19 protein-coding genes are annotated in these 20,412 nt (G+C 71.4%); 12 read left to right on the forward strand and 7 right to left on the reverse strand.

What is annotated here, in order from left to right; translation table 11 throughout:
* The first annotated feature begins 37 nt into the window (after positions 1-37).
* The 3 genes from IF04_RS0112265 (at position 38) to IF04_RS0112275 (ending at position 4,762) form a co-directional block, all read left to right on the forward strand.
* Positions 38-1,843, forward strand: coding sequence for a bifunctional metallophosphatase/5'-nucleotidase (locus tag IF04_RS0112265; RefSeq protein ID WP_051831138.1), 1,806 nt, complete (start codon positions 38-40; stop codon positions 1,841-1,843).
* Positions 1,844-1,929: 86 nt separating this feature from the next.
* On the forward strand, positions 1,930-3,183 hold the full coding sequence (locus IF04_RS0112270; RefSeq protein WP_030254771.1) for an LmeA family phospholipid-binding protein: 1,254 nt from the start codon (positions 1,930-1,932) through the stop codon (positions 3,181-3,183).
* 118 nt (positions 3,184-3,301) lie between these two features.
* Complete coding sequence (locus IF04_RS0112275) at positions 3,302-4,762, forward strand: FG-GAP and VCBS repeat-containing protein (RefSeq protein ID WP_030254773.1); 1,461 nt, start codon at positions 3,302-3,304, stop codon at positions 4,760-4,762.
* 21 nt (positions 4,763-4,783) lie between these two features.
* Here the strand turns inward: IF04_RS0112275 and IF04_RS0112280 are convergent, their stop codons facing one another.
* The 5 genes from IF04_RS0112280 to IF04_RS0112300 all read right to left on the reverse strand — a co-directional run bounded on the left by IF04_RS0112280 (position 4,784) and on the right by IF04_RS0112300 (position 10,082).
* Entirely contained in the window at positions 4,784-6,184 is a 1,401-nt protein-coding gene (locus tag IF04_RS0112280; RefSeq protein WP_078600225.1) for a HAMP domain-containing sensor histidine kinase, read from the reverse strand.
* A gap of 59 nt (positions 6,185-6,243) precedes the next feature.
* On the reverse strand, positions 6,244-6,978 hold the full coding sequence (locus tag IF04_RS0112285) for a response regulator transcription factor (RefSeq protein WP_030254778.1): 735 nt from the start codon (positions 6,976-6,978) through the stop codon (positions 6,244-6,246).
* A 73-nt stretch (positions 6,979-7,051) separates the two neighbouring features.
* Positions 7,052-8,119, reverse strand: a complete 1,068-nt coding sequence (locus IF04_RS0112290; RefSeq protein WP_030254780.1) for a S1C family serine protease — start codon at positions 8,117-8,119, stop codon at positions 7,052-7,054.
* A gap of 100 nt (positions 8,120-8,219) precedes the next feature.
* Complete coding sequence (locus IF04_RS0112295; protein WP_030254784.1) at positions 8,220-9,245, reverse strand: LacI family DNA-binding transcriptional regulator; 1,026 nt, start codon at positions 9,243-9,245, stop codon at positions 8,220-8,222.
* Between the two features lie 24 nt (positions 9,246-9,269).
* On the reverse strand, positions 9,270-10,082 hold the full coding sequence (locus tag IF04_RS0112300) for a winged helix-turn-helix transcriptional regulator (RefSeq protein ID WP_030254788.1): 813 nt from the start codon (positions 10,080-10,082) through the stop codon (positions 9,270-9,272).
* A 374-nt stretch (positions 10,083-10,456) separates the two neighbouring features.
* Here IF04_RS0112300 and IF04_RS0112305 point away from each other — a divergent pair, with 374 nt between their 5' ends.
* The gene (locus IF04_RS0112305; protein ID WP_030254791.1) at positions 10,457-11,314 is read left to right on the forward strand and encodes an alpha/beta hydrolase; all 858 of its coding nucleotides are present in this window, start codon (positions 10,457-10,459) and stop codon (positions 11,312-11,314) included.
* A gap of 59 nt (positions 11,315-11,373) precedes the next feature.
* Here IF04_RS0112305 and IF04_RS0112310 read toward each other — a convergent pair whose 3' ends face one another.
* Both IF04_RS0112310 and IF04_RS0112315 read right to left on the reverse strand, forming a co-directional pair.
* Entirely contained in the window at positions 11,374-13,275 is a 1,902-nt protein-coding gene (locus IF04_RS0112310; protein WP_078600227.1) for an ABC transporter ATP-binding protein, read from the reverse strand.
* A 56-nt stretch (positions 13,276-13,331) separates the two neighbouring features.
* On the reverse strand, positions 13,332-15,065 hold the full coding sequence (locus IF04_RS0112315; RefSeq protein WP_030254799.1) for an ABC transporter ATP-binding protein: 1,734 nt from the start codon (positions 15,063-15,065) through the stop codon (positions 13,332-13,334).
* A gap of 116 nt (positions 15,066-15,181) precedes the next feature.
* Between IF04_RS0112315 and IF04_RS0112320 the strand changes: the two genes are divergently transcribed.
* From IF04_RS0112320 to IF04_RS0112355, 8 genes are all read left to right on the forward strand, one after another.
* Positions 15,182-15,427, forward strand: a complete 246-nt coding sequence (locus IF04_RS0112320) for a MoaD/ThiS family protein (protein WP_037959140.1) — start codon at positions 15,182-15,184, stop codon at positions 15,425-15,427.
* 8 nt (positions 15,428-15,435) lie between these two features.
* The gene (locus IF04_RS35655; RefSeq protein WP_078600201.1) at positions 15,436-16,605 is read left to right on the forward strand and encodes a hypothetical protein; all 1,170 of its coding nucleotides are present in this window, start codon (positions 15,436-15,438) and stop codon (positions 16,603-16,605) included.
* A 137-nt stretch (positions 16,606-16,742) separates the two neighbouring features.
* Positions 16,743-17,447, forward strand: a complete 705-nt coding sequence (locus tag IF04_RS0112330) for an LmeA family phospholipid-binding protein (protein WP_030254807.1) — start codon at positions 16,743-16,745, stop codon at positions 17,445-17,447.
* 239 nt (positions 17,448-17,686) lie between these two features.
* Entirely contained in the window at positions 17,687-17,767 is an 81-nt protein-coding gene (locus IF04_RS40360; RefSeq protein WP_425428407.1) for a putative leader peptide, read from the forward strand.
* Positions 17,768-17,914: 147 nt separating this feature from the next.
* Complete coding sequence (locus IF04_RS0112335; protein WP_030254810.1) at positions 17,915-18,760, forward strand: sulfurtransferase; 846 nt, start codon at positions 17,915-17,917, stop codon at positions 18,758-18,760.
* A 40-nt stretch (positions 18,761-18,800) separates the two neighbouring features.
* Entirely contained in the window at positions 18,801-19,088 is a 288-nt protein-coding gene (locus IF04_RS0112340) for a DUF1416 domain-containing protein (protein ID WP_030254814.1), read from the forward strand.
* 142 nt (positions 19,089-19,230) lie between these two features.
* On the forward strand, positions 19,231-19,488 hold the full coding sequence (locus tag IF04_RS0112345) for a DUF3099 domain-containing protein (RefSeq protein WP_030254817.1): 258 nt from the start codon (positions 19,231-19,233) through the stop codon (positions 19,486-19,488).
* A gap of 260 nt (positions 19,489-19,748) precedes the next feature.
* Positions 19,749-20,354, forward strand: coding sequence for a heme-binding beta-barrel domain-containing protein (locus IF04_RS0112355; RefSeq protein WP_030254822.1), 606 nt, complete (start codon positions 19,749-19,751; stop codon positions 20,352-20,354).
* The last annotated feature ends 58 nt before the right edge of the window (positions 20,355-20,412 follow it).

A 20,412-nucleotide genomic window follows, 5' to 3' on the forward strand; every position in this document is an offset into this window, starting at 1 on the left:
GCCACTCCTCATCCGCAGCACACAAGGGGGACGACCCATGTCAGTTACGCCTCATCGGCGCCGTCTCAAGCGCCGCCTGGCGGCCGGGGCGACCGTGCTGGCCGCCGCGGCCGGCGTCACCGCGGCGGCGCTGCCCGCCGGCGCCGGTACGCCCGGCGGGACCGGCCACTCCTCGCGCACCGTCGACGTGCAGCTGCTCTCCTTCAACGACTTCCACGGGAACCTGGAGCCGCCGCAGGGCTCGTCCGGCACGGTCGAGGAGGAGCAGGCCGACGGGAGCAAGAAGAAGATCGAGGCCGGTGGCGTCGAGTACCTGGCGAACTCGCTGCGCACGGCGCGCAAGGGCCACCCGTACTCCGTCACCGCGGCCGCCGGCGACCTGGTGGGCGCGAGCCCGCTGCTCTCGGGCCTCTTCCACGACGAGCCGACCGTGGAGGCGATGAACAAGCTGAAGCTGGACGTGACCGGCGTCGGCAACCACGAGTTCGACGAGGGGCGCGCGGAGCTGGCGCGGCTGCAGAACGGCGGCTGCCACCCGAAGGACGGCTGTTACGAGGACGGGCGGATCTTCGAGGGCGCGGACTACCCGTACCTGGCCGCCAACGTCACCGACGAGAAGACCGGCAAGCCGATCCTGAAGCCGTACACGGTCTGGCAGCACAAGGGCGTGAAGATCGGCTTCATCGGCGTGACGCTGGAGGGCACGCCGGACATCGTCAGCGCCGAGGGCGTGAAGGGCCTGAAGTTCCACGACGAGGCCGAGACCATCGACAAGTACGCCAAGGTGCTGCAGAAGCAGGGCGTGAAGTCGGTCGTCGCGCTGGTCCACGAGGGCGGGGCACCCGCGTCCACCTCGTACAACTACGACTGCGACAGCCCGGGTCCCGGCGACGGCATCTCCGGGCCGATCACGGAGATCGCCAAGAAGGTCACCCCGAAGGTCGACGCGCTGGTCACCGGGCACACCCACCAGGCGTACGCGTGCACGATCCCCGACCCGGCCGGGCAGCCGCGGATGGTCACCTCGGCGGCCTCCTTCGGCAAGCTCTACACCGACACCACGCTGACGTACGACCGGAAGACCAAGGACATCGTGCGGACGGCCGTGAAGTCGGCCAACCACGTGGTGAACCGCACCCAGCCCAAGGCGCCGGACCTGACCTCGCTGATCAAGCGCTGGGACAAGCTGGCCGCGCCGGTCGCGAACAAGCCGGTCGGCTACATCTCCGACGACATCGCGGGCCGCGGCGCGAGCACCCCCGAGTCGCCGCTCGGTGACGTCATCTCCGACGCGCAGCTGGAGGCGACGGCGGACAGCGGCAAGGGCGGCGCGCAGCTCGCCCTGATGAACCCCGGCGGCGTCCGCTCCGACCTGGCCTTCAAGGCGTCGAGGAGCGAGGGCGACGGGGTGGTGACGTACGGCGAGGCCTTCACCGTGCAGCCGTTCACCAACATGACGAACGTGATCGGGCTGACCGGCGCGCAGCTGATCACCGCGCTGCAGCAGCAGGTCAGCGGCGCGAACGCGGCCTCCCCGAAGATCCTCCAGGTCTCGAAGGGCTTCACCTACACCCTGGACATGACCAAGTCGGGCGCGGACCGGGTGGTCAAGGACTCGGTGAAGCTGAACGGCGAGCCGATCGACCCGGCGAAGACCTACCGCGTCGCGCTGAACGAGTTCCTGGCGGGCGGCGGTGACGGGTTCCCCGTCTTCAAGGAGGGCACGGACAAGTTCGTCGGCCCGTCGGACCTGGACGCGTTCACCGCGTACCTGGGCGCGCACTCCTCGGCGTCCGGCCCGCTGGCCCCGCCGAAGGCGGACCGCATCACCATCGTGAAGTGATCACCGTGGTGAAGTAACCGCTCATATCCCTACTTACCGGCAGTAGGACTTGCGTTCGAGGGTCGTGCGCATGGTGGGATGTGCCGATGCGAACCCCCACACGCATATCCGCATCACAGGCACCACAGGGCGACACCCGTGAGATGGCGCCGGTCAACCCGTACGCGGAGCTCGCCGGGCTGGCCGACCCCGAGCCGGAGCCCGGCCGCGACGATCCCCTGGACCTCGGCCTGCGCACCGAGCCGGACGACGACGAGGCGTGGGCGCCGCCCAACCACCGCAAGGCCAAGCGCGGTATCAGCCGGTTCGCGGCCGTGCCCCTCACCGTGAAGCTGGTCGCCACCGTACTGGTGGCGGCCTCCTTCGCGGGCCTCGCCGACCGGTTCGCCGTGCTGTACGCGCAGAACAAGGCGGCCGAGAAGCTCAAGGACTCGCTGCACCTGGCGGCCGACCCCGAGGTGGACATCGAGGGCTTCCCCTTCCTGACCCAGGTCGCGGACAAGCGGCTGGACCGGGTGCGGGTGGCCATCCCCGACCTCGCCGCCGACCGGGTCTCGCTGGCGAAGTTCGAGGCGACGGCGGAGAACGTGACGCTCGACGGCGACCTGCCGACGTCCCTCAAGGGCGGCACGGTCGAGCGGATGCACGGCGACGTGCTGCTCTCCTTCGAGGACATGAACCGCGAACTGGGCGCCTCGCAGGTCAGGTTCAGCGAGCTGGGCCCCCATTCCGTACGCGCGGAAGGGCGGCTGCCGATCGCCGGGCACGAGCTGCGGGTGCACGCCAGGGCCCACATCCGGCAGGCCGGCGACCGCGGCATCTCCACCGAGGTCAGCGGCATGCGGCTGGACATCGGCGACATCGCGGTCTACCGCCCCGGTACGGGGAAGGGCGAGGGCCTGCAGCTCACCCGCAAGACGGCCCGGCAGCTCAGCCGGGAGGCCGCCAAGGTCAAGGCGATGCTCGCCGTCCCGGCCATCGCCGACCGCATCGGCATCCCGCAGGAGTACATCGACGCGGCCCTGCACAACGAGAAGAAGCTGCACGACCTGATCGGCACGCCGCGCTTCATCAGCAAGCTGATGAAGGTCAATCTGGTCGACGTCGTCGCCGACCACCCCTGGCTGCTGAAGAAGGTCGGCATCGACCCGAAGATCCTCGGCTCCCTCGCGGGGCTCACCAAGCCGGAGCTCGCGGACCGCCTGGACCTCTCCTTCCGCCTCCCGGCCACCCCCGGTGACGTGCGGCTGCGCACCATTTCCGTGGAGCGGGAGGGCATCCGGGCCCAACTCTCGGGCACCGGAATCCCGTTCGGGGAGGCCGCGAAACAGCCGCGCTGATACGGGACTTGTGGGACGAGTGTGGCGTCCGCGCACAACCGCGGGCGCACAACTCGCGTCGTACCAGGTGTACGAGAGGTGCACCCGGGGTGTCCGGGTGCCGACCACAGGAGGAACCGTGCGCCACCGCCCCACCCCCACCGCAGCGCGCTGCGCCGCGGTGGCCGCCCTGCTCACCACCCCGCTCGTGCTGGCCGCCCCGGCGAGCGCGGCCCCCGCGGACACCGCGCCGGCCGCCGCTGCCGCGGGCCCGGCCGGCACCGCGCCCCAGGCCGACTTCAACCACGACGGCTACGCCGACATCGTTGCCACCGCCCCCGGCGGCACGGTCGACGGCACGGCGAAGGCCGGCTACATCACCGTGGTGTACGGCTCCGCCTCCGGCGCCGCCACCGGCAAGCACCAGGTCATCAGCCGCGCCACCGCCGGCGTGCCCGGGTCGCCCGGCGACGGCGTCCGCTTCGGCGACCGCACCGTGGCCCGCGACCTGGACGGCGACGGCACCGGCGACCTCGTCGTCACCGGCGGCGGGGCACCGGTCGTCCTGTGGGGCTCCACCGACGGCAAGGGCGGCGGCGCCGCCACCCTCCAGGGCACCGACGGCGGCAATCTCACCGCCGGGGACTTCAACGGGGACGGCCACGCCGACCTGGTCGCCGACAGCGACGGCGACGAGACCGAATCCTCGGGCCTGCACGTGATGTACGGGCCGTTCACCCGCGCCGGGGCGCCCGCCCGGACCGCGGACATCCTGACCGGCCACCTCTTCCGTTCCGAGGAACTGACCGCCGGGGACCTCAACGGTGACGGCCGGGACGACCTGGTCAGCATGCACGCGTTCGAGGAGATGTCGGAGTCGAGCGAGCTGTGGAAGGGCGGCTCCGGCGGCCTCGCCACCAAGTCCACGGAGCTGCCGGACGCCGCCTCGGCCACGGTCGGCGACGTCGACAAGGACGGCTTCGGCGACCTCATATACCGCCCGGTGCCGGGCGGCGTGGTCGAGGAACTCCCGTACGACAAGGGCACCGTCAAGGTCGCGTACGGCTCGGCGAACGGCCCGGGCACGCGCACCACGACGATCACCCAGGACACCGCGGGCGTCCCGGGCGCGGGCGAGGAGGGCGACCAGTTCGGTTACTCGCTCAGCGCGGGCGATGTGAACGGCGACGGGTACGCCGATGTCGCGGTCGGCGTCCCGTACGAGGACCTCACCTCCGCCTCCGGCGCGGCGCTGAAGGACGCGGGCAGCGCGGTCCTCCTCAAGGGCGGCAAGGGCGGCCTGACCGGCACCGGCGCCCAGGCGTGGCACCAGAACACGGCGGGCGTGCCGGGCGTGGCCGAGGCCGGTGACCGCTTCGGCGAGGCGGTCTCGCTGCTCGACACGGACGGCGACGGGAAGGCCGACCTCGCGGCGGGCGCGCCGGGTGAGGATGGCGCGGCGCCGAAGGACACGGGTGCGGTGTGGTCCCTGCGGGGCGCGACCGGTGGGCTGACGACGGACGGCGTGGTCTCTTACGGGCCCGGGGCGGTTGGTGCCCCCGAGGCCGGGGCCGGGCTCGGGTCGGACTTCGCCCGGTAGGGGCCCGGCTTCCGGGTGTCCTCAATCGCCCGACGGGCTGGATTCCGGCGGCTCCTCCGGCGGCGGTACCGGCGCGCCCGGCAGACGCAGCTCCGCCAGCGTGCCGCCGCCCGGCGCGGGCAGCAGCCGGACGCCGCCGCCCGCCTGCTGCGCCGTGCGGGCCACGATCGACAGGCCGAGGCCGCTGCCGGGCAGGCTGCGCGCCGAGGGCGAGCGCCAGAACCGCTCGAAGACGTGCGGGAGTTCGTCCTCGGGGATGCCCGGGCCATGGTCCCGCACGGTCAGCAGGCCGTCCTTCAGGCGGACCTCGACCGTGGCGCCGGACGGGCTGAACTTCACCGCGTTGTCCAGGAGGTTGACCACCGCGCGCTCCAGCGCGGCCGGCTCGGCCCGTACGTACCAGGGGTCCAGCGCGGCGTCGAGGGTGAGGGACGGGCCGCGCAGCCGGGCCCGCTCCAGGGCGGTGCCCGTGATGTCGTGCAGCGCGACCACCTTCAGCGCGGGCTGACCGCCGGGCCCCTGCTCCGGCGTCCTGGACAGCTCCTGAAGGTCGCCGATGAGCGCTGCCAGCTCGCCCATCTGGGCCTTTACCGAGTCCAGCAGGGCGAGCTTGTCGTCGGCCGGGATGGCCCGGCCGGTGCGCTCGCTGCGCTCCAGCAGGTCGATGTTGGTACGGAGGGAGGTCAGCGGGGTGCGCAGCTCGTGGCCCGCGTCCGCGATGAGCTGCTGCTGGAGGTCGCGGGAGGCGGCGAGCGCGGCGGTCATGGAGTTGAAGGACCGGGAGAGCCGGGCGATCTCGTCCTCGCCCTCGGTGGGGATACGGATCGCGAGGTCTTCGGTACGGGCGACGTGCTCGACGGCCGCGGTGAGCCGGTCGACGGGTTTCAGGCCCGCCCTGGCCACCCACAGGCCGGTGGTCGCGGCGCCCAGTACGCCGACCCCGGCGACGATCAGCAGGACCAGCGCGAGCTGGTTGAGCGGCTCGGTGACCTGCTCCATGGGCGCGGCGACGGACACCGCGACCTGGTTGCCCAGCGCGTCGGTGGCCGGCCCGTGGTACGGCACGGTCGAGACGCGCATCTCCGCGCCGTCGGCGGCCCGCGCGGTGTGCACGGTGCCACCGGAGCGGCCCTGCGCGACGGCGACGTCCGCGCGCTCGGCGGGGATCTGCGACTTCTCCGGCGAGGTGCACACGCTGCCGTCCACGGACACGAGCTGGATCGTGTACGGGGTGGGCTGGAAGCGGATGCCCTCGGGCGCGGTGCCGTTGCACTCGGCGCTCAGCGCCCGGACGTACGCCGCGTCCACGCTGACGTTGCCCAGGGTGGCGTCGAGCTGCTCGGTGAGCCGGTCGCGGGTGATCAGCCAGCAGGCGGCGGCGGACGCGGCGACGGCGAGCGCGACGGCGAGCGCGGTGAGCATCGCCAGCCGGGAGCGGAGCGGCAGCCGGCGGTAGCGCTGGGCCGCCTCCTCGCGGAGGTTCACTCGGCACCGCCGGACCGCAGGACGTACCCGACGCCGCGCACGGTGTGCACCAGCCGCGGTTCGCCGCCGGCCTCGGTCTTGCGCCGCAGGTACATGACGTACACGTCCAGGGAGTTGGAGGAGGGCTCGAAGTCGAAGCCCCAGACGGCCTTGAGGATCTGCTCGCGGGTGAGGACCTGGCGCGGGTGGGCCAGGAACATCTCCAGCAGGGTGAATTCGGTGCGGGTCAGCTCCACGGGCCGCTCGCCGCGGGTCACTTCGCGGGTGGCGAGGTTCATCGTGAGGTCCGCGAAGGTGAGCGTGTCGCCCTCGTCGGGGGCCGCGCCGGCCGCCGCCGCGTACGAACTGCGGCGCAGCAGCGCGCGGATGCGGGCCAGCAGCTCGTCCAGTTCGAAGGGCTTGACCAGGTAGTCGTCGGCGCCCGCGTCCAGTCCGGTGACCCGGTCGCCGACCGTGTCGCGCGCGGTGAGCATCAGGATCGGCACGGTCAGGCCGCTCGCGCGCAGCCTGCGGGCCGCGGTCAGGCCGTCCATGCGGGGCATCAGCACGTCCAGCACGATCAGTTCGGGCCGGTACGCGGCCACCTTCTCGACCGCGTCCAGGCCGTCGACGGCCTCCTCGGTGGCGTAGCCCTCGAAGGCGAGCGAGCGCCGGAGCGCCTCGCGGACGGCCGGCTCGTCGTCGACGATCAGGATGCGGGCGGGCGTCTCGCCCTGCTCGGCGGCGCTCATGGGTGTCGGGTCCTCGGGGTGTACGGGAAGCGGACGGTTGCGTCCCCAGCTTCTCAGGTGCGGGTCGCGCTCCTCAGTTGCCGCTGCCGCCGGCGCGGAGGGTGTCCAGGTCCGCCTTGACGGTGTTGATCGGGATGGCGAAGCCGAGGCCGACGCTGCCGGCGCTGCTGCTGGTGGCGTCGCTCGGCGAGTACATCGCGGAGTTGATGCCGATGATCCGGCCCTGCATGTCGATCAGGGCGCCGCCGGAGTTGCCGGGGTTGAGCGAGGCGTCGGTCTGGATGGCCTTGTACGAGGTGGTCGAGGAGCCGGTGTCGCCGTTGTACTGGTTGCCGCCGAACTCGAACGGCCACGGGAGGTCGCCCTGCGCCTGACCCTGCTGCTGTTGCTGCGGTTGCTGCTGCTGGTCCTCCTTGGGCACGGTCACCTCGCGGCCGAGCGCGGAGACGATGCCGCTGGTCACCGAGCCGGTCAGGCCCTCGGGGGAGCCGATCGCGACGACCTGGTCGCCGACGGCGAGCTTGCTGGAGTCGCCGAGGGTGGCGTGCGTGAGGTTCTTGGCGCCCCGCACCTTGATCAGGGCCAGGTCCTTGCCGGGGTCGGTGCCGACGACCTCGGCGGTCCTGGTGGAGCCGTCGCTGAAGGACACGGAGACGGTGTCGGCGCCGGAGACGACGTGGTTGTTGGTGATGATCTCGCCGTCGCCGGTGATGACCACGCCGGAACCGGTGGACTCGCCCTGGGACGTGCGGGCCTTGATCTCGACTATGGCGGGGCCGACCGCCTTGGCCACCGAGGAGACCCCGTTGCCGGTGGTGGCGCCCGCGTTGACCACGGCGGTGCTCTGGCCGCTGCTGCCGCCCTGCGTGGCGCTCTCGATGAGCGCGGCGCTGCCGCCGCCGATCAGGCCGGAGGCCAGCGCGACCGCGGCGATCAGCGCGACGGGGCGGCGCATCCGGCGGCGCGGGGGCTGCGGCTCGCCACCGTCGACGGGCTGCGCGGGCGGCGCGTACGGGGGCGGCGGCGGGTAGGCACCCGGCGCGCCGAAGGACGGGTACGGGGTGGTCTGCTGGGCGTCGTACTGCGGGATCTGCGAGGTCTGCGGGGAATCATCGCCGCTGCGGCGGTAGCTCTCGGTCATGTCTATGACTCTGCGAGCCGTGCATGAGAACCGGCTGAGAACGCCCTGAGAGGTCCGGCAGAAGTGGGTATGCCCGGTATAAAGGCGCGCGCTGGGGCGGTCAGCCGCCGCAGCCGCAGGACCGGCGGATCACCAGCCGGGACGGGTACTGCCGCAGCCGCTCCCGGCGCGACCCCGCCACCCGCAGCCCGTCGTCCAGCACGAGGTCCACGGCCGTACGGGCCATCGCCTCCCGGTCCGAGCCGATCGTGGTGAGCGGCGGGTCGGTCAGCGCCGCTTCCTTCACGTCGTCGAAGCCCGCCACCGCCAGCTCGCCGGGCACGTCGATGCGCAGCTCGCGGGCCGCGCGCAGCACCGCGATGGCCTGGTCGTCGGTGGCGCACATGATCGCCGTCGGCCGGTCCGGGCTCTCCAGGAGCTTCAGCGCGAGCGGGTACGCCTCGTAACGGTTGTACGGAGCCTGGAAGTACCGGCCCTCCGTGGAGCAGCCGGCCTCCTGCATGGCCCGCTGCCAGCCCTTGACGTGGTCGGTGACCGGGTCGCCGGACTTGGGCGTCTCCTCCAGGCCGCCGAAGAACGCGACGTACGGATGGCCGTGTTCGAGGAGATGGCGGGTGGCGAGCTGGGCGCCGCCGATGTCGTCCGCCATGACGGCGACGTCGTCGATGGCGTCCGGGCGGCGGTGCAGCAGCACCACGCGGGCGTCCCAGGTGTCGATCTCGGCGGCGGCGTGCTCGCTGGGGCCCTGGCTGATCAGGATGAGCCCGGCGACCCGCATGCCGAGGAAGGCGCGGAGGTAGTGCACCTCGCGCTCGTCCTCATAGTTGGCGTTGCCGACCAGCACCATCTTTCCGCGCTCGGACGCGGCACGCTCCACGGCGTGCGCCATCTCCGCGAAGAACGGCTGTCGGGTGTCGGGGACGATCAGCCCTATCAGGTCGGTCCGCCGCGAGGCCATGGCCTGCGCAACCCGGTCCGGCCGGTACCCCAGCTCCTTGATCGCGGCGAGCACCCGCTCGCGCGTGGCCGGGGCGACCGGCCTCGGTCCGTTGTTGATGACGTAACTCACCACGGCGGTGGACGTCCCCGCCAGCCTCGCCACATCATCCCGCGTCACCTTGGCCACGCGCGGCAGTCTACGCGGGTCGTCCTACCGCTCGGCAGGGCGTACGCCGCTGGTCGCCGCGCCCCGGTCCGCGGTGTGCTCGCGGGCCTCGGTGGCGGCCCGCTGCGCCTTGCGCTCGGCCTCCTTGGCGGCCTTCTCCTTGGCCTCCTCGGCGGCCCGCTCGACCTTGTCCGGTACGACGAAGCGGTAACCGACGTTGCGCACCGTGCCGATCAGCGACTCGTGCTCGGGACCGAGCTTGGCCCGCAGCCGCCGTACGTGGACATCGACCGTCCGCGTACCGCCGAAGTAGTCGTATCCCCAGACCTCCTGGAGCAGCTGGGCGCGGGTGAAGACCCGGCCCGGGTGCTGCGCGAGGTACTTCAGGAGCTCGAACTCCTTGAAGGTCAGGTCCAGGACGCGGCCCTTGAGCTTGGCGCTGTAGGTCGCCTCGTCCACCGACAGGTCGCCGTTGCGGATCTCCATCGGGCTGTCGTCCGTGGAGATCTGCTGGCGGCCCATGGCGAGCCGCAGCCGCGCCTCGACCTCGGCCGGGCCCGCGGTGTCGAGCAGGACGTCGTCGATGCCCCAGTCGGCGGTGACGGCGGCGAGGCCGCCCTCGGTCACGACCAGGACGAGCGGACAGCCGGGGCCGGTGGAGCGCAGCAGCTGGCACAGCGACCGGACCTGGGGGAGGTCGCGGCGGCCGTCGATGAGGATGATGTCGGCGCCGGGGGTGTCCACCAGGGCCGGGCCTTCGGCAGGCGCGACGCGCACGCTGTGCAGCAGGAGGCCGAGCGCGGGCAGCACTTCCGTCGAGGGCTGGAGAGCGTTCGTGAGGAGCAGCAGCGAACTCATGCTTGCACCTCGCTTCGCGAGGCCGAGCATTCGCTCGGGACGCACCTGACGATGGCTCGCTCGCTCCGCTCGTTCGCGTGCCGACCACCGCCCCGGGTCGTCCGTCGTTCCCTGACCGTTCGGTGTTCCTGCACGCTTCGCTCGCCCATCGGTTCCTCCTCGGTCCCTGCCTGCGAGGACTTTTGCGGCACTGCTTCGTATGGTCACGGGCCCCGCGCCCTTGCGGGGCTCGCGTGCCTCCGGAACGTGAGCACCGCAGTACGCTCCGCGCCCTGGAGCACACCCGCGCTCATCCGCGCACTGCGCGTCTGAAAGCACAAAAGGACCCGGGGGCTACGCTGCCCGGATCCTTCTTGCCCGACAGAATAGCCCACATGACTTCCCGAGCGGCGGCCGACTTTGCGCGATCTTGTGTTCCTTCGATCACTTCGAGTGGCCGGCGCGCGTCGCTGTTGACCGAGGACGGCGTCCGCATCGAGGCCGAGTATGCGCCTGCGGCGGATACTTCGCACGCCGCGCCGGACGGCCTCGTCGTGGTCCTCGCGCACGGCTTCACCGGCTCGCTGGACCGCCCCGCGCTGCGCCGCGCGGCCGCCGCCTTCGCGCAGTACAGCCCCGTGATCACGTTCTCCTTCCGGGGCCACGGCCGGTCCGGCGGGCGCTCCACGGTGGGCGACCGGGAAGTACTGGACCTGGCGGCCGCGGTGCGCTGGGCGCGCACCCTGGGCCACACCCGGGTGGCCACGGTCGGCTTCTCCATGGGCGGCTCGGTGGTCGTCCGGCACGCCGCCCAGTACCCCGCCGCGCACAAGGGGCGCACAGGAGCGCACACCGACATGGTGGTGGCGGTGAGCGCCCCTGCTCGCTGGTATTACCGGGGTACCGCGGCAATGCGGCGGCTGCACTGGGTGGTGGAGCGGCCGCTGGGCCGTCTGGTGGGCCGGCTGGGGCTGCGCACCCGTATCCACGGCATCGCCTGGGACCCGGTCCCCCTCTCCCCCACGGAAGCCGCCCCACTGATCGCCCCGACGCCGCTGCTCATCGTGCACGGCGACCGGGACGCGTACTTCCCGCTCGACCATCCGCGGGCCCTGGCAGCCGCGGCCGCCCCCGCCTCCACCGACCTGTGGATCGAGCCCGGCTACGGCCACGCGGAGAACGCGGCGGCCCCTGAGCTGCTGGAGCGGATCGCGGGGTGGATCAGGCAGCGGGCTTCCGCAGCACCTCAATGAGGCTGGGGAGCAGAAGTCCCCTGCTCAACACATTACCGAGGGTCACTGACAACGGACCCTCAGTCCGTCTCCGCCACCGCCTCCGCGAACTGGGCCGCGTACAGGCGTGCGTACGCGCCGTTCGCGGCCAGCAGGTCGTCGTGCGTGCCCTGTTCGACGATCGCGCCGGACTCCATGACCAGGATCAGGTCGGCGTCGCGGATCGTGGAGAGCCGGTGGGCGATCACGAAGCTCGTCCGGCCGGACCGGAGTTGGGCCATGGCCTGCTGGATGAGGACCTCGGTGCGGGTGTCCACCGAGCTGGTCGCCTCGTCCAGGACGAGGATCGCGGGCTCGGCGAGGAACGCGCGGGCGATGGTGATCAGCTGCTTCTCGCCGACCGAGACGTTGCCGCCCTCCTCGTCGAGGACGGTGTCGTAGCCGTCGGGGAGGGTGCGCACGAAGCGGTCGACGTGGGTGGCCTTCGCCGCCTCGACGATCTTGTCCATGGAGGTGCCGGACGGGGCTCCGTACGCGATGTTCTCGGCGATCGTGCCGCCGAACAGCCAGGTGTCCTGGAGGACCATGCCGATGTTGGCGCGCAGGTCCTCGCGGGCCATGGCGGCGATGTCGACGCCGTCGAGGGTGATCCGGCCGTCGCGTACCTCGTAGAAGCGCATCAGGAGGTTGACGAGCGTCGTCTTGCCGGCGCCGGTGGGGCCGACGATGGCGACCGTCTGGCCGGGCTCCGCCGACAGGGACAGGCCCTCGATGAGCGGCTTGTCCTCCTCGTAACGGAACGAGACGTCCTCGAAGGCGACCTTGCCCCGTACGTGGTCCGGGCGCGGCGGGTGCTGTCCGTCCGGCTCCTGCTCCTCGGCGTCCAGCAGCTCGAAGACCCGCTCGGCCGAGGCGACGCCGGACTGCACGAGGTTGGCCATCGAGGCGACCTGGGTGAGCGGCTGGCTGAACTGCCGGGAGTACTGGATGAACGCCTGCACGTCACCGATGGACAGCGCGCCGGACGCGACGCGGAGGCCGCCGACCACGGCCACCAGGACGTAGTTGAGGTTGCCGATGAACATCATCGCGGGCTGGATGATGCCCGAGATGAACTGGGCCTTGAAGCCCGCCTCGTAGAGCGCGTCGTTCTGCTCGCGGAAGAGCTCGGCGGACTCCTGCTGGCGGCCGAAGACCTTGACCAGGGAGTGGCCGGTGTACATCTCCTCGATGTGCGCGTTGAGCTTGCCGGTGGTCTTCCACTGCTGGACGAACTGCGGCTGCGCGCGCTTGCCGATCTTCGTGGCGACGACGACGGACACCGGGACGGTGATCAGGGCGACCAGCGCCAGGAGAGGGGAGATCCAGAACATCATCGCGAGCACGCCGACGATGGTCAGCAGCGAGGCGACGATCTGGCTGAACGTCTGCTGGAAGGTCTGCTGGATGTTGTCGATGTCGTTGGTGGCGCGGGAGAGCACCTCGCCGCGCGACTGCTTGTCGAAGTAGCGCAGCGGCAGCCGGGCCAGCTTCTCCTCGACCTGCTCGCGCAGCCGGTACACCGTCTTCTGTACGACCTTGGTGACGATGCGGGCCTGGACGAAGCCGAAGAGCGAGGCGGCCACGTAGATCACCAGCACCCACAGCAGCACGGTGCCGACCGCGTCGAAGTCGATGCCCTGCCCGGGGATCACCGGCATCGTGCCGAGGATGTCGGCGAGCCCGTTCTCGCCCTTGCGGCGCAGGGCCTCGACGGCCTGCTCCTTGCTGAGTCCGGCAGGGAGCTGGCGTCCGACGATGCCGGCCATGATCAGGTCGGTGGCGTGGCCGAGCACCTTCGGCCCGGCGACCGTCAGCGCGACGCTGACCGTGCCGAGCAGCATCGAGACGGTGACGATGGCACGCTCGGGCCGCATCTGGCGCAGCAGCCGCTTGCCCGAGCCCTTGAAGTCCATGGACTTCTCGGTGGGCTGGCCGCCCATGAAGCGGGCGGGGCCGGCGGCCGGGGCCGGGCCTCTCTTCTGTGGTGCCGGGGTGGTCACGCCGCCTCCTGCTCGGTGAGCTGGGAGAGGACGATCTCCCGGTACGTCTCGTTGTCCGCCATCAGCTCGGTGTGCGTACCGGTGCCGACGACGCGGCCCTCGTCCAGAACGACGATCCGGTCGGCGCCGCGGATGGTGGACACCCGCTGCGCGACGATCACCACGGTCGCCCGGCCGGTCTCGCGGGCCAGCGCGGCCCGCAGCGCGGCGTCGGTCGCGTAGTCCAGCGCGGAGAAGGAATCGTCGAAGAGGTAGATCTCGGGCCTGCGGACCAGCGCGCGGGCGATGGCCAGCCGCTGCCGCTGCCCACCGGAGAAGTTGCTGCCGCCCTGCGCGACCGGCGCCTCCAGACCGCCCTCCGTCCGCTCGACGAAGTCGCGGGCCTGCGCGGTCTCCAGCGCGTGCCACAGCTCCTCGTCGGTGGCGTCCGGCCGGCCGTAGCGCAGATTGCTCGCGACGGTCCCGGAGAAGAGGTACGGCTTCTGCGGTACCAGGCCGATGGCGTCGGAGAGGGTGCGCGGATCGAGGTTCCGTACGTCCTCGCCGTCCACCAGCACCTGGCCGGCGGTCGCGTCGAAGAGCCGGGGCACCAGGCCGAGGAGGGTGGACTTGCCGCTGCCGGTGGAGCCGATGACGGCGGTGGTCTCGCCGGGGCGGGCGAGGAGGGAGATGTCCTTCAGTACCGGCTCCTCGGCGCCGGGGAAGCGGAACTCGACGTCCCGTAGCTCCAGTTCGCCGTGGCGGCGCAGTTCGGTGATGCCGGCCGCGGGCGGGGTGACGCTGGTGTCGGTGTTCAGCACCTCCTGGATGCGCTCGGCGCAGACCTCCGCGCGCGGCAGCATCATGACCATGAACGTCGCCATCATGATCGACATCAGGATGTACATGAGGTAGCTGAGGAAGGCGGTGAGCGCGCCGATCTCCATGCCGCCGCTGTCGATGCGGTGCCCGCCGAACCAGACCACGGCCACGCTGGAGGCGTTCACGATCAGCATGACCAGCGGGAACATCATCGACATCAGCCGGCCCGCGCGCAGCGAGACGTCGTAGAGGTCGGTGTTGGCCGCCTCGAAGCGCGTCCGCTCGTGCTGGTCGCGGACGAAGGCACGGATGACCCGGATGCCGGTGATCTGCTCGCGCAGCACACGGTTGACGGTGTCGATGCGCTCCTGCACGCCGCGGAAGAGCGGCCGCATCCGCCGCACGATCAGCGCCACCAGCACGCCGAGCACGGGGACGATGACCAGCAGCAGTGAGGAGAGCGGCACGTCCTGGTTGAGCGCCATGACGACGCCGCCGATCATCATGATGGGCGCCGCGACCATCATCGTGAACGTCATCAGGACCAGCATCTGGACCTGCTGGACGTCGTTGGTGGTGCGCGTGATGAGCGAGGGCGCGCCGAAGCCGCCCAGTTCGCGTGCGGAGAAGGACTGCACGCGATCGAAGACGGCGGCGCGGATGTCGCGGCCGAGCGCCATGGCCGAACGGGCGCCGAAGTAGACGGCGCCGATCGCGCAGATGATCTGCAGCAGCGTCACGGCGACCATGAGGCCGCCGGTACGGAAGATGTAGCCCGTGTCCCCCTTCACGACACCGTTGTCAATGATGTCGGCGTTGAGGGTGGGCAGATAGAGGGTGGCCAGCGTCTGGATGAGCTGGAGGAGCACGATCAGCGATATCGAGCGTCTGTGGGGGCCAAGGTGTGCCCTGGCGAGTCGTACCAGCACTCGGTCGAGCTTATGCGAACGCTTGCCCGCAGCAACCGACTTTTCTCTGCCTCCGCGTAGGCCATCATGGAGGCGGCAACAGAGGAGAAGGGGCCGTCGTGACAACAACAGGCACCGTGCGCTACTGGGCGGCGGCGAAGGCCGCGGCCGGTACCGCCGAGGAGCCGTACGCCGCGAGCACGCTCGCCGAGGCGCTGGACGCGGCGCGTGCGGCGCACGCGGCGAACCCGGAGTTCGCGCGCGTCCTCATGCGCTGCTCGTTCCTCGTGGACGGCACCGCGGTCGGCGGTCGCGAGCACGCCGCGGTCCCGCTGTCCCAGGGCGGCACCGTCGAGGTCCTCCCGCCGTTCGCGGGAGGATGAGCGCCGAGATGAGCGACCAGCAGCACAATCCGTACGGGCAGCAGCAGTTCGGGGCCCCCGGGCCGTACGACCAGCAGTACCAGCAGTACGGGGGCCATGACGGCCGCGAGTACGGCGACGGCGCGTACGGCGGCCATCCCCAGGACACGTACGCACAGCCCCAGGACGCGTACGACCGGCCCCAGGACCCGTACGCCAACCCGTACGGCCATCCCCGGGCCTCCTACGCCCACCCGCAGGCGCAGCCGCAGACCCAGACCTGGGAGGGCGACACCTGGCAGACCGACGCGGGCCTGCCCGCGCCCGCGTCCGCCGCCGCGGAGACCACCCACCTGCCCGGCCGGCACGCGGCACCGCAGGCCGCGGCGCTCCACGAGCCCGCGCCACAGGCCGCCACCGCGCCTCCCGAGGACCTCTCCCACCTCGCGCCCAACCAGCGCGCCCGCGCCCTGGGCCACTCCCCGATCATCCCGCCCGGTTTCCAGCCGGCCGCGCTCACGGCGGGGCTCGCCGTGCTGCTCGCGCTGGCGGCGCCACTTCCCCGGGTGTTCCCCGCCGTGGTGGTCGCGGTCCTGCAGGCGGTCACGGCGGCCGGCTGGTTCCGGCTGAACGGCATGTGGCCGGCCCGCCAGGGCATCGCGCTGGCGTTCCTCGGCGGCCTGGTCACCGACATCGCGCTGCTGGCCACCGACCGGGACGACGCGCCCGTCGTCGGCATCGGCACGCTCGGCGTGTGGTGCCTCCTCGTCCTCGTCCTGCAGCTGCGCAACCGCAGCAGCGCGGACGAGCGGATGTACGCGCTGACCGCGGGCCTCACCTCGTCCGCGCTGGCGGTACTGGCCGCGGGCCATCTCGCGGCCGAGCCGCACGCCACGGTGATCGGCGCGGCCGCGGTGGCGGTCGCGGTGCTCGCCCGCGCGCTGCCGCTGCCGGGGCCCGTCTCCGTCGTACTGGCGCTGCTCGCCGCCACGGGCGCGGGCATCGCGGCCGGACAGCTGGGCGACTACGGCACGGCCGGCGCCGTCCTCGGGCTCGCGGCCGGCGGCTGCGCGCTGATCGGCCTGCGGGTGGCCAGCTACGACTACCCCTCGCGGTTCGTGCACCTGACGGCCGGCGTGGCGCTGCCGCTCGCGCTCGCGGCGCCCGCCGTCTACGTCCTGGGCCGCGCCCTCGGCTGACGATCTCCCCCCGCCGGGCAACCTCACACGGCCGGTCACGCTCCTTATGTACGGAGGGTGACCGGCCGATTCATGCCGCCGCTCGAGTGGTCCGGTTAGGCTCGGCGCGACAGCGAAGCGTGGGGGGAAGGGGTTCGATGCGTGCTCTGAGAAGGCTCGTGGTGCTACTGGTCGTGGTCTGCGTGCTGTTCGTGGCCGCCGACCGGCTGGCGGTGAACTTCGCCGAGGACAAGGCGGCCGACAAGATCCGCGGCAGCCTCGGCCTGAGCGAGACGCCACAGGTCTCGGTCAAGGGCTTCCCCTTCCTCACCCAGGTCGCGAGCGGCACGCTCACCGAGGTCGACGCCACGCTCGGCGGCATCGAGGCCACGGCGGAGGGCCGCCGGCTGCGGGTGACGGAGCTGTCGGCACAGTTCCACGACGTGCAGCTGAGCAGCGACGACACCTCCATCGAGGGCGCCGCCTCGGCGACCGGCGAGGCACGGATCAGCTACGCCGACCTGACGAAGGCCGCGGGTGACGACGTCCGCGTCTCGTACGGCGGCGCCGGTGGCGGCGGCAAGAGCCAGGTCAAGATCTCGCCGGATGTCCCCGTGCTCAGCAACCTCGACGTGGTCGGCACGATCTCCACGGTGGGCGGCGACACGATACGGCTGCGCGCCGACGAGCTCCCGACCCTGTGCACCGCGATCCCCGGCTGCGAGGACAAGGTGCGGGCCCGCACGGACCACGACTGGAAGCTGGGCGAGCTGCCGGCCGGGCTGGAGCTGGACCGCGTGACGACCACCCGCGACGGCATAGTGGTCGCCGCGAAGGGCACCGACGTCCGGCTGCCGGGCTGATCCACACCCCTCTCGTACCCTCCGTACGGAGCCGGGCGTCCACCTCCTGAGACGGCGCCGTCCGTACCGCGATCCGAAGAGGCCGCCGAACCCGCTGTTCGGCGGCCTCCCGGCCACTCCGCACCAGTTCCGCTTCCACATTGCGGACGACTACGTCTCAGCATCCGACACACCGGTGACACGCCCCACTGTCCCTCTTTACGATCGGAGCCATGCAGAGCCTGATGAGCCGTTCCCGTATGCGGGGACAGGCGGATCTCACGAAGCGGCGGGCAGTCGACCTGTGCCGCGTCGCCGCCATGCTCTGTCGCTCTGTCTGACGGGTTTCTGCCACCCGTTCTCCCGGCCCGCGAGGCCCATGGCCCCGCATCCCCTCGTATTCCGCGCAGCGCCGCGCGCTTCTGAATGCCGCCGCGCGCACCCGGCGTACCCCCGCGCACCCCGCAACTGCCCCGGAGGAGAAAACCATGAGCCGTAGCGACGTCCTCGTCGACGCCGACTGGGTCGAGGCCCACATCGACGACCCCAAGGTGGTCATCGTCGAGGTGGACGAGGACACCTCGGCCTACGACAAGAACCACATCAAGAACGCGGTCCGCATCGACTGGCAGAAGGACCTGCAGGACCCGGTACGCCGTGACTTCGTCGACCAGGCCGGCTTCGAGAAGCTGCTGTCGGAGAAGGGCATCGCCAACGACGACACCGTCGTCCTCTACGGCGGCAACAACAACTGGTTCGCGTCCTACGCCTACTGGTACTTCAAGCTCTACGGCCACCAGGACGTGAAGCTCCTCGACGGCGGCCGCAAGAAGTGGGAGCTGGACTCCCGCGACCTGGTCGACGGCGCGCAGGTGCCCAACCGCCCGGCGACCCAGTACAAGGCCAAGCCGCAGGACACCTCCATCCGCGCCTTCCGCGACGACGTCGTCAACGCGATCGGCAACAAGAACCTGGTGGACGTCCGCTCCCCCGACGAGTTCAGCGGCAAGCTGCTCGCCCCGGCGCACCTCCCGCAGGAGCAGTCGCAGCGCCCCGGCCACGTGCCGAGCGCCCGCAACATCCCGTGGTCGAAGAACGCCAACGACGACGGCACCTTCAAGTCCGACGAGGAGCTCAAGGCCCTCTACGAGGACGAGCAGGTCGACCTGTCCAAGGACACCGTCGCCTACTGCCGCATCGGTGAGCGCTCCGCGCTCACCTGGTTCGTGCTGCACGAGCTCCTGGGCCAGGAGAACGTCAAGAACTACGACGGTTCCTGGACCGAGTACGGCTCGCTCGTCGGCGTGCCGATCGAGCTCGGCGCCGCGAAGTAAGCCCCGACCCTTCCCTCCCTCTACCCCTCAAGGAATCCCCATGTGTGGAGCACAGGCCGGCGGCCCCGACGCGTCGACCATCAAGCCCGGTGAGACCACGATCCAGGGCAGCGTGACCAAGGACGGCGAGCCCGTCACCGGTTACGTCCGCCTGCTGGACAGCACCGGCGAGTTCACCGCCGAGGTCCCCACCTCGGCGACCGGACAGTTCCGTTTCTACGCGGCCGAGGGCACCTGGACGCTGCGCGCGCTCGTCCCGGGTGGCACCGCCGACCGCACCGTGGTCGCCCAGCAGGGTGGCCTGGCGGAGGTCGCCATCGCCGTCTGAGGCACGTCTGAGGCGCCGCGCAGCGGTACTTCTACGGCCGGAGGGCCGCACCCCAGGGGTTTGGACGCCTTGGCTGGGGGTGCGGCCCTCCGCGCGTCTCCGTACGGTTTCCCCCGCCGCGTCGCGGTCTTACCGTGGAGACATGTCCGTCCAGCGCCGTCATCGCCGGTACTACGCCATGATGGCCGTCTGCATCACGCTCTTCGTCCTGGCCTGGGGCGTGGTCCGGCTCTGGTCCGTCCCTGCGGCGGTGGGGATGTGCGTCGTCGCCATGGTCATCCCGCCCTTCGCGGCGATCGTGGCCAACCGCAGGGACCCGGGCGAGCGCTGGTGGGACGAGTCCGGCGACCCGGAATCGGACCGCTGGTGGCGCGAGCTGGACGACAAGGGCCGCCGGTGAGCCCCGTCCGGGCCCGCTGGGGCGGACCTCACAGCGCCGCCGCTTCGCACGGCGACTAGACTCACCTACGGTCCGTAAACCCTCACTCCGTCCGAGGAGCGCGCTCGTGCTTGAGGCATTCTTCACCACCCTGCTCGTCCTGGTCGGCATCGGCGTCATCGCCTTCGCCGGTCTGACCTGGAAGAAGCTGTACCAGGGCCAGCGCTGAGCACGCGCGGACCGAGACCTTCTCCCCCTCTCTATAGATCGCCTGAGCTCTCATGATCGAGATCCCGTCCGACCTGAACCCGGCCCTCGTACCGCTGGCCTTCCTCCTCGGCCGCTGGGAGGGTGCCGGCGTCGCCGACTTCCCCGGCACCGAGAAGTGCAACTTCGGGCAGGAGGTCACCTTCACCCACGACGGCCGTGACTTCCTGGAGTACACCTCGCACAGCTGGGTGCTGGACGGCGAGGGCAAGAAGGTCCGCCCGCTGGAGACCGAGAGCGGCTACTGGCGCGTCGATGCGGACCGCAAGGTCGAGATCGTCATGATCCGCGACCAGGGCATCGTCGAGGTCTGGTACGGCGAGCTCGCCGACCAGAAGCCGCAGATCGACCTGGCGACGGACGCCGTGGCCCGCACCGAGGCCGCGGGCCCGTACAGCGGCGGCAAGCGGCTGTACGGCTACGTCAACAGCGACCTGATGTGGGTCGGCGAGAAGGCCACGCCGGACGTCCCGCTGCGCCCGTACATGTCGGCCCACCTGAAGAAGGTCGCCGACGCGGACCTCCAGGAGTGGGCGGCGAGCCTGCCCGACGACATGCCGGACGGCGTCTCCTTCTTCAACGCGGACGGCACCCCGTACAAGCCGCAGGGCGAGGCGTAAGAGCCTGTTGAAACACAGGTTCTGAGCCGGACAGGCCCTGCCGGGGCGCACCTACACT

The organism is Streptomyces violens, assembly GCF_000717745.1.
Taxonomy (GTDB): domain Bacteria; phylum Actinomycetota; class Actinomycetes; order Streptomycetales; family Streptomycetaceae; genus Streptomyces; species Streptomyces violens.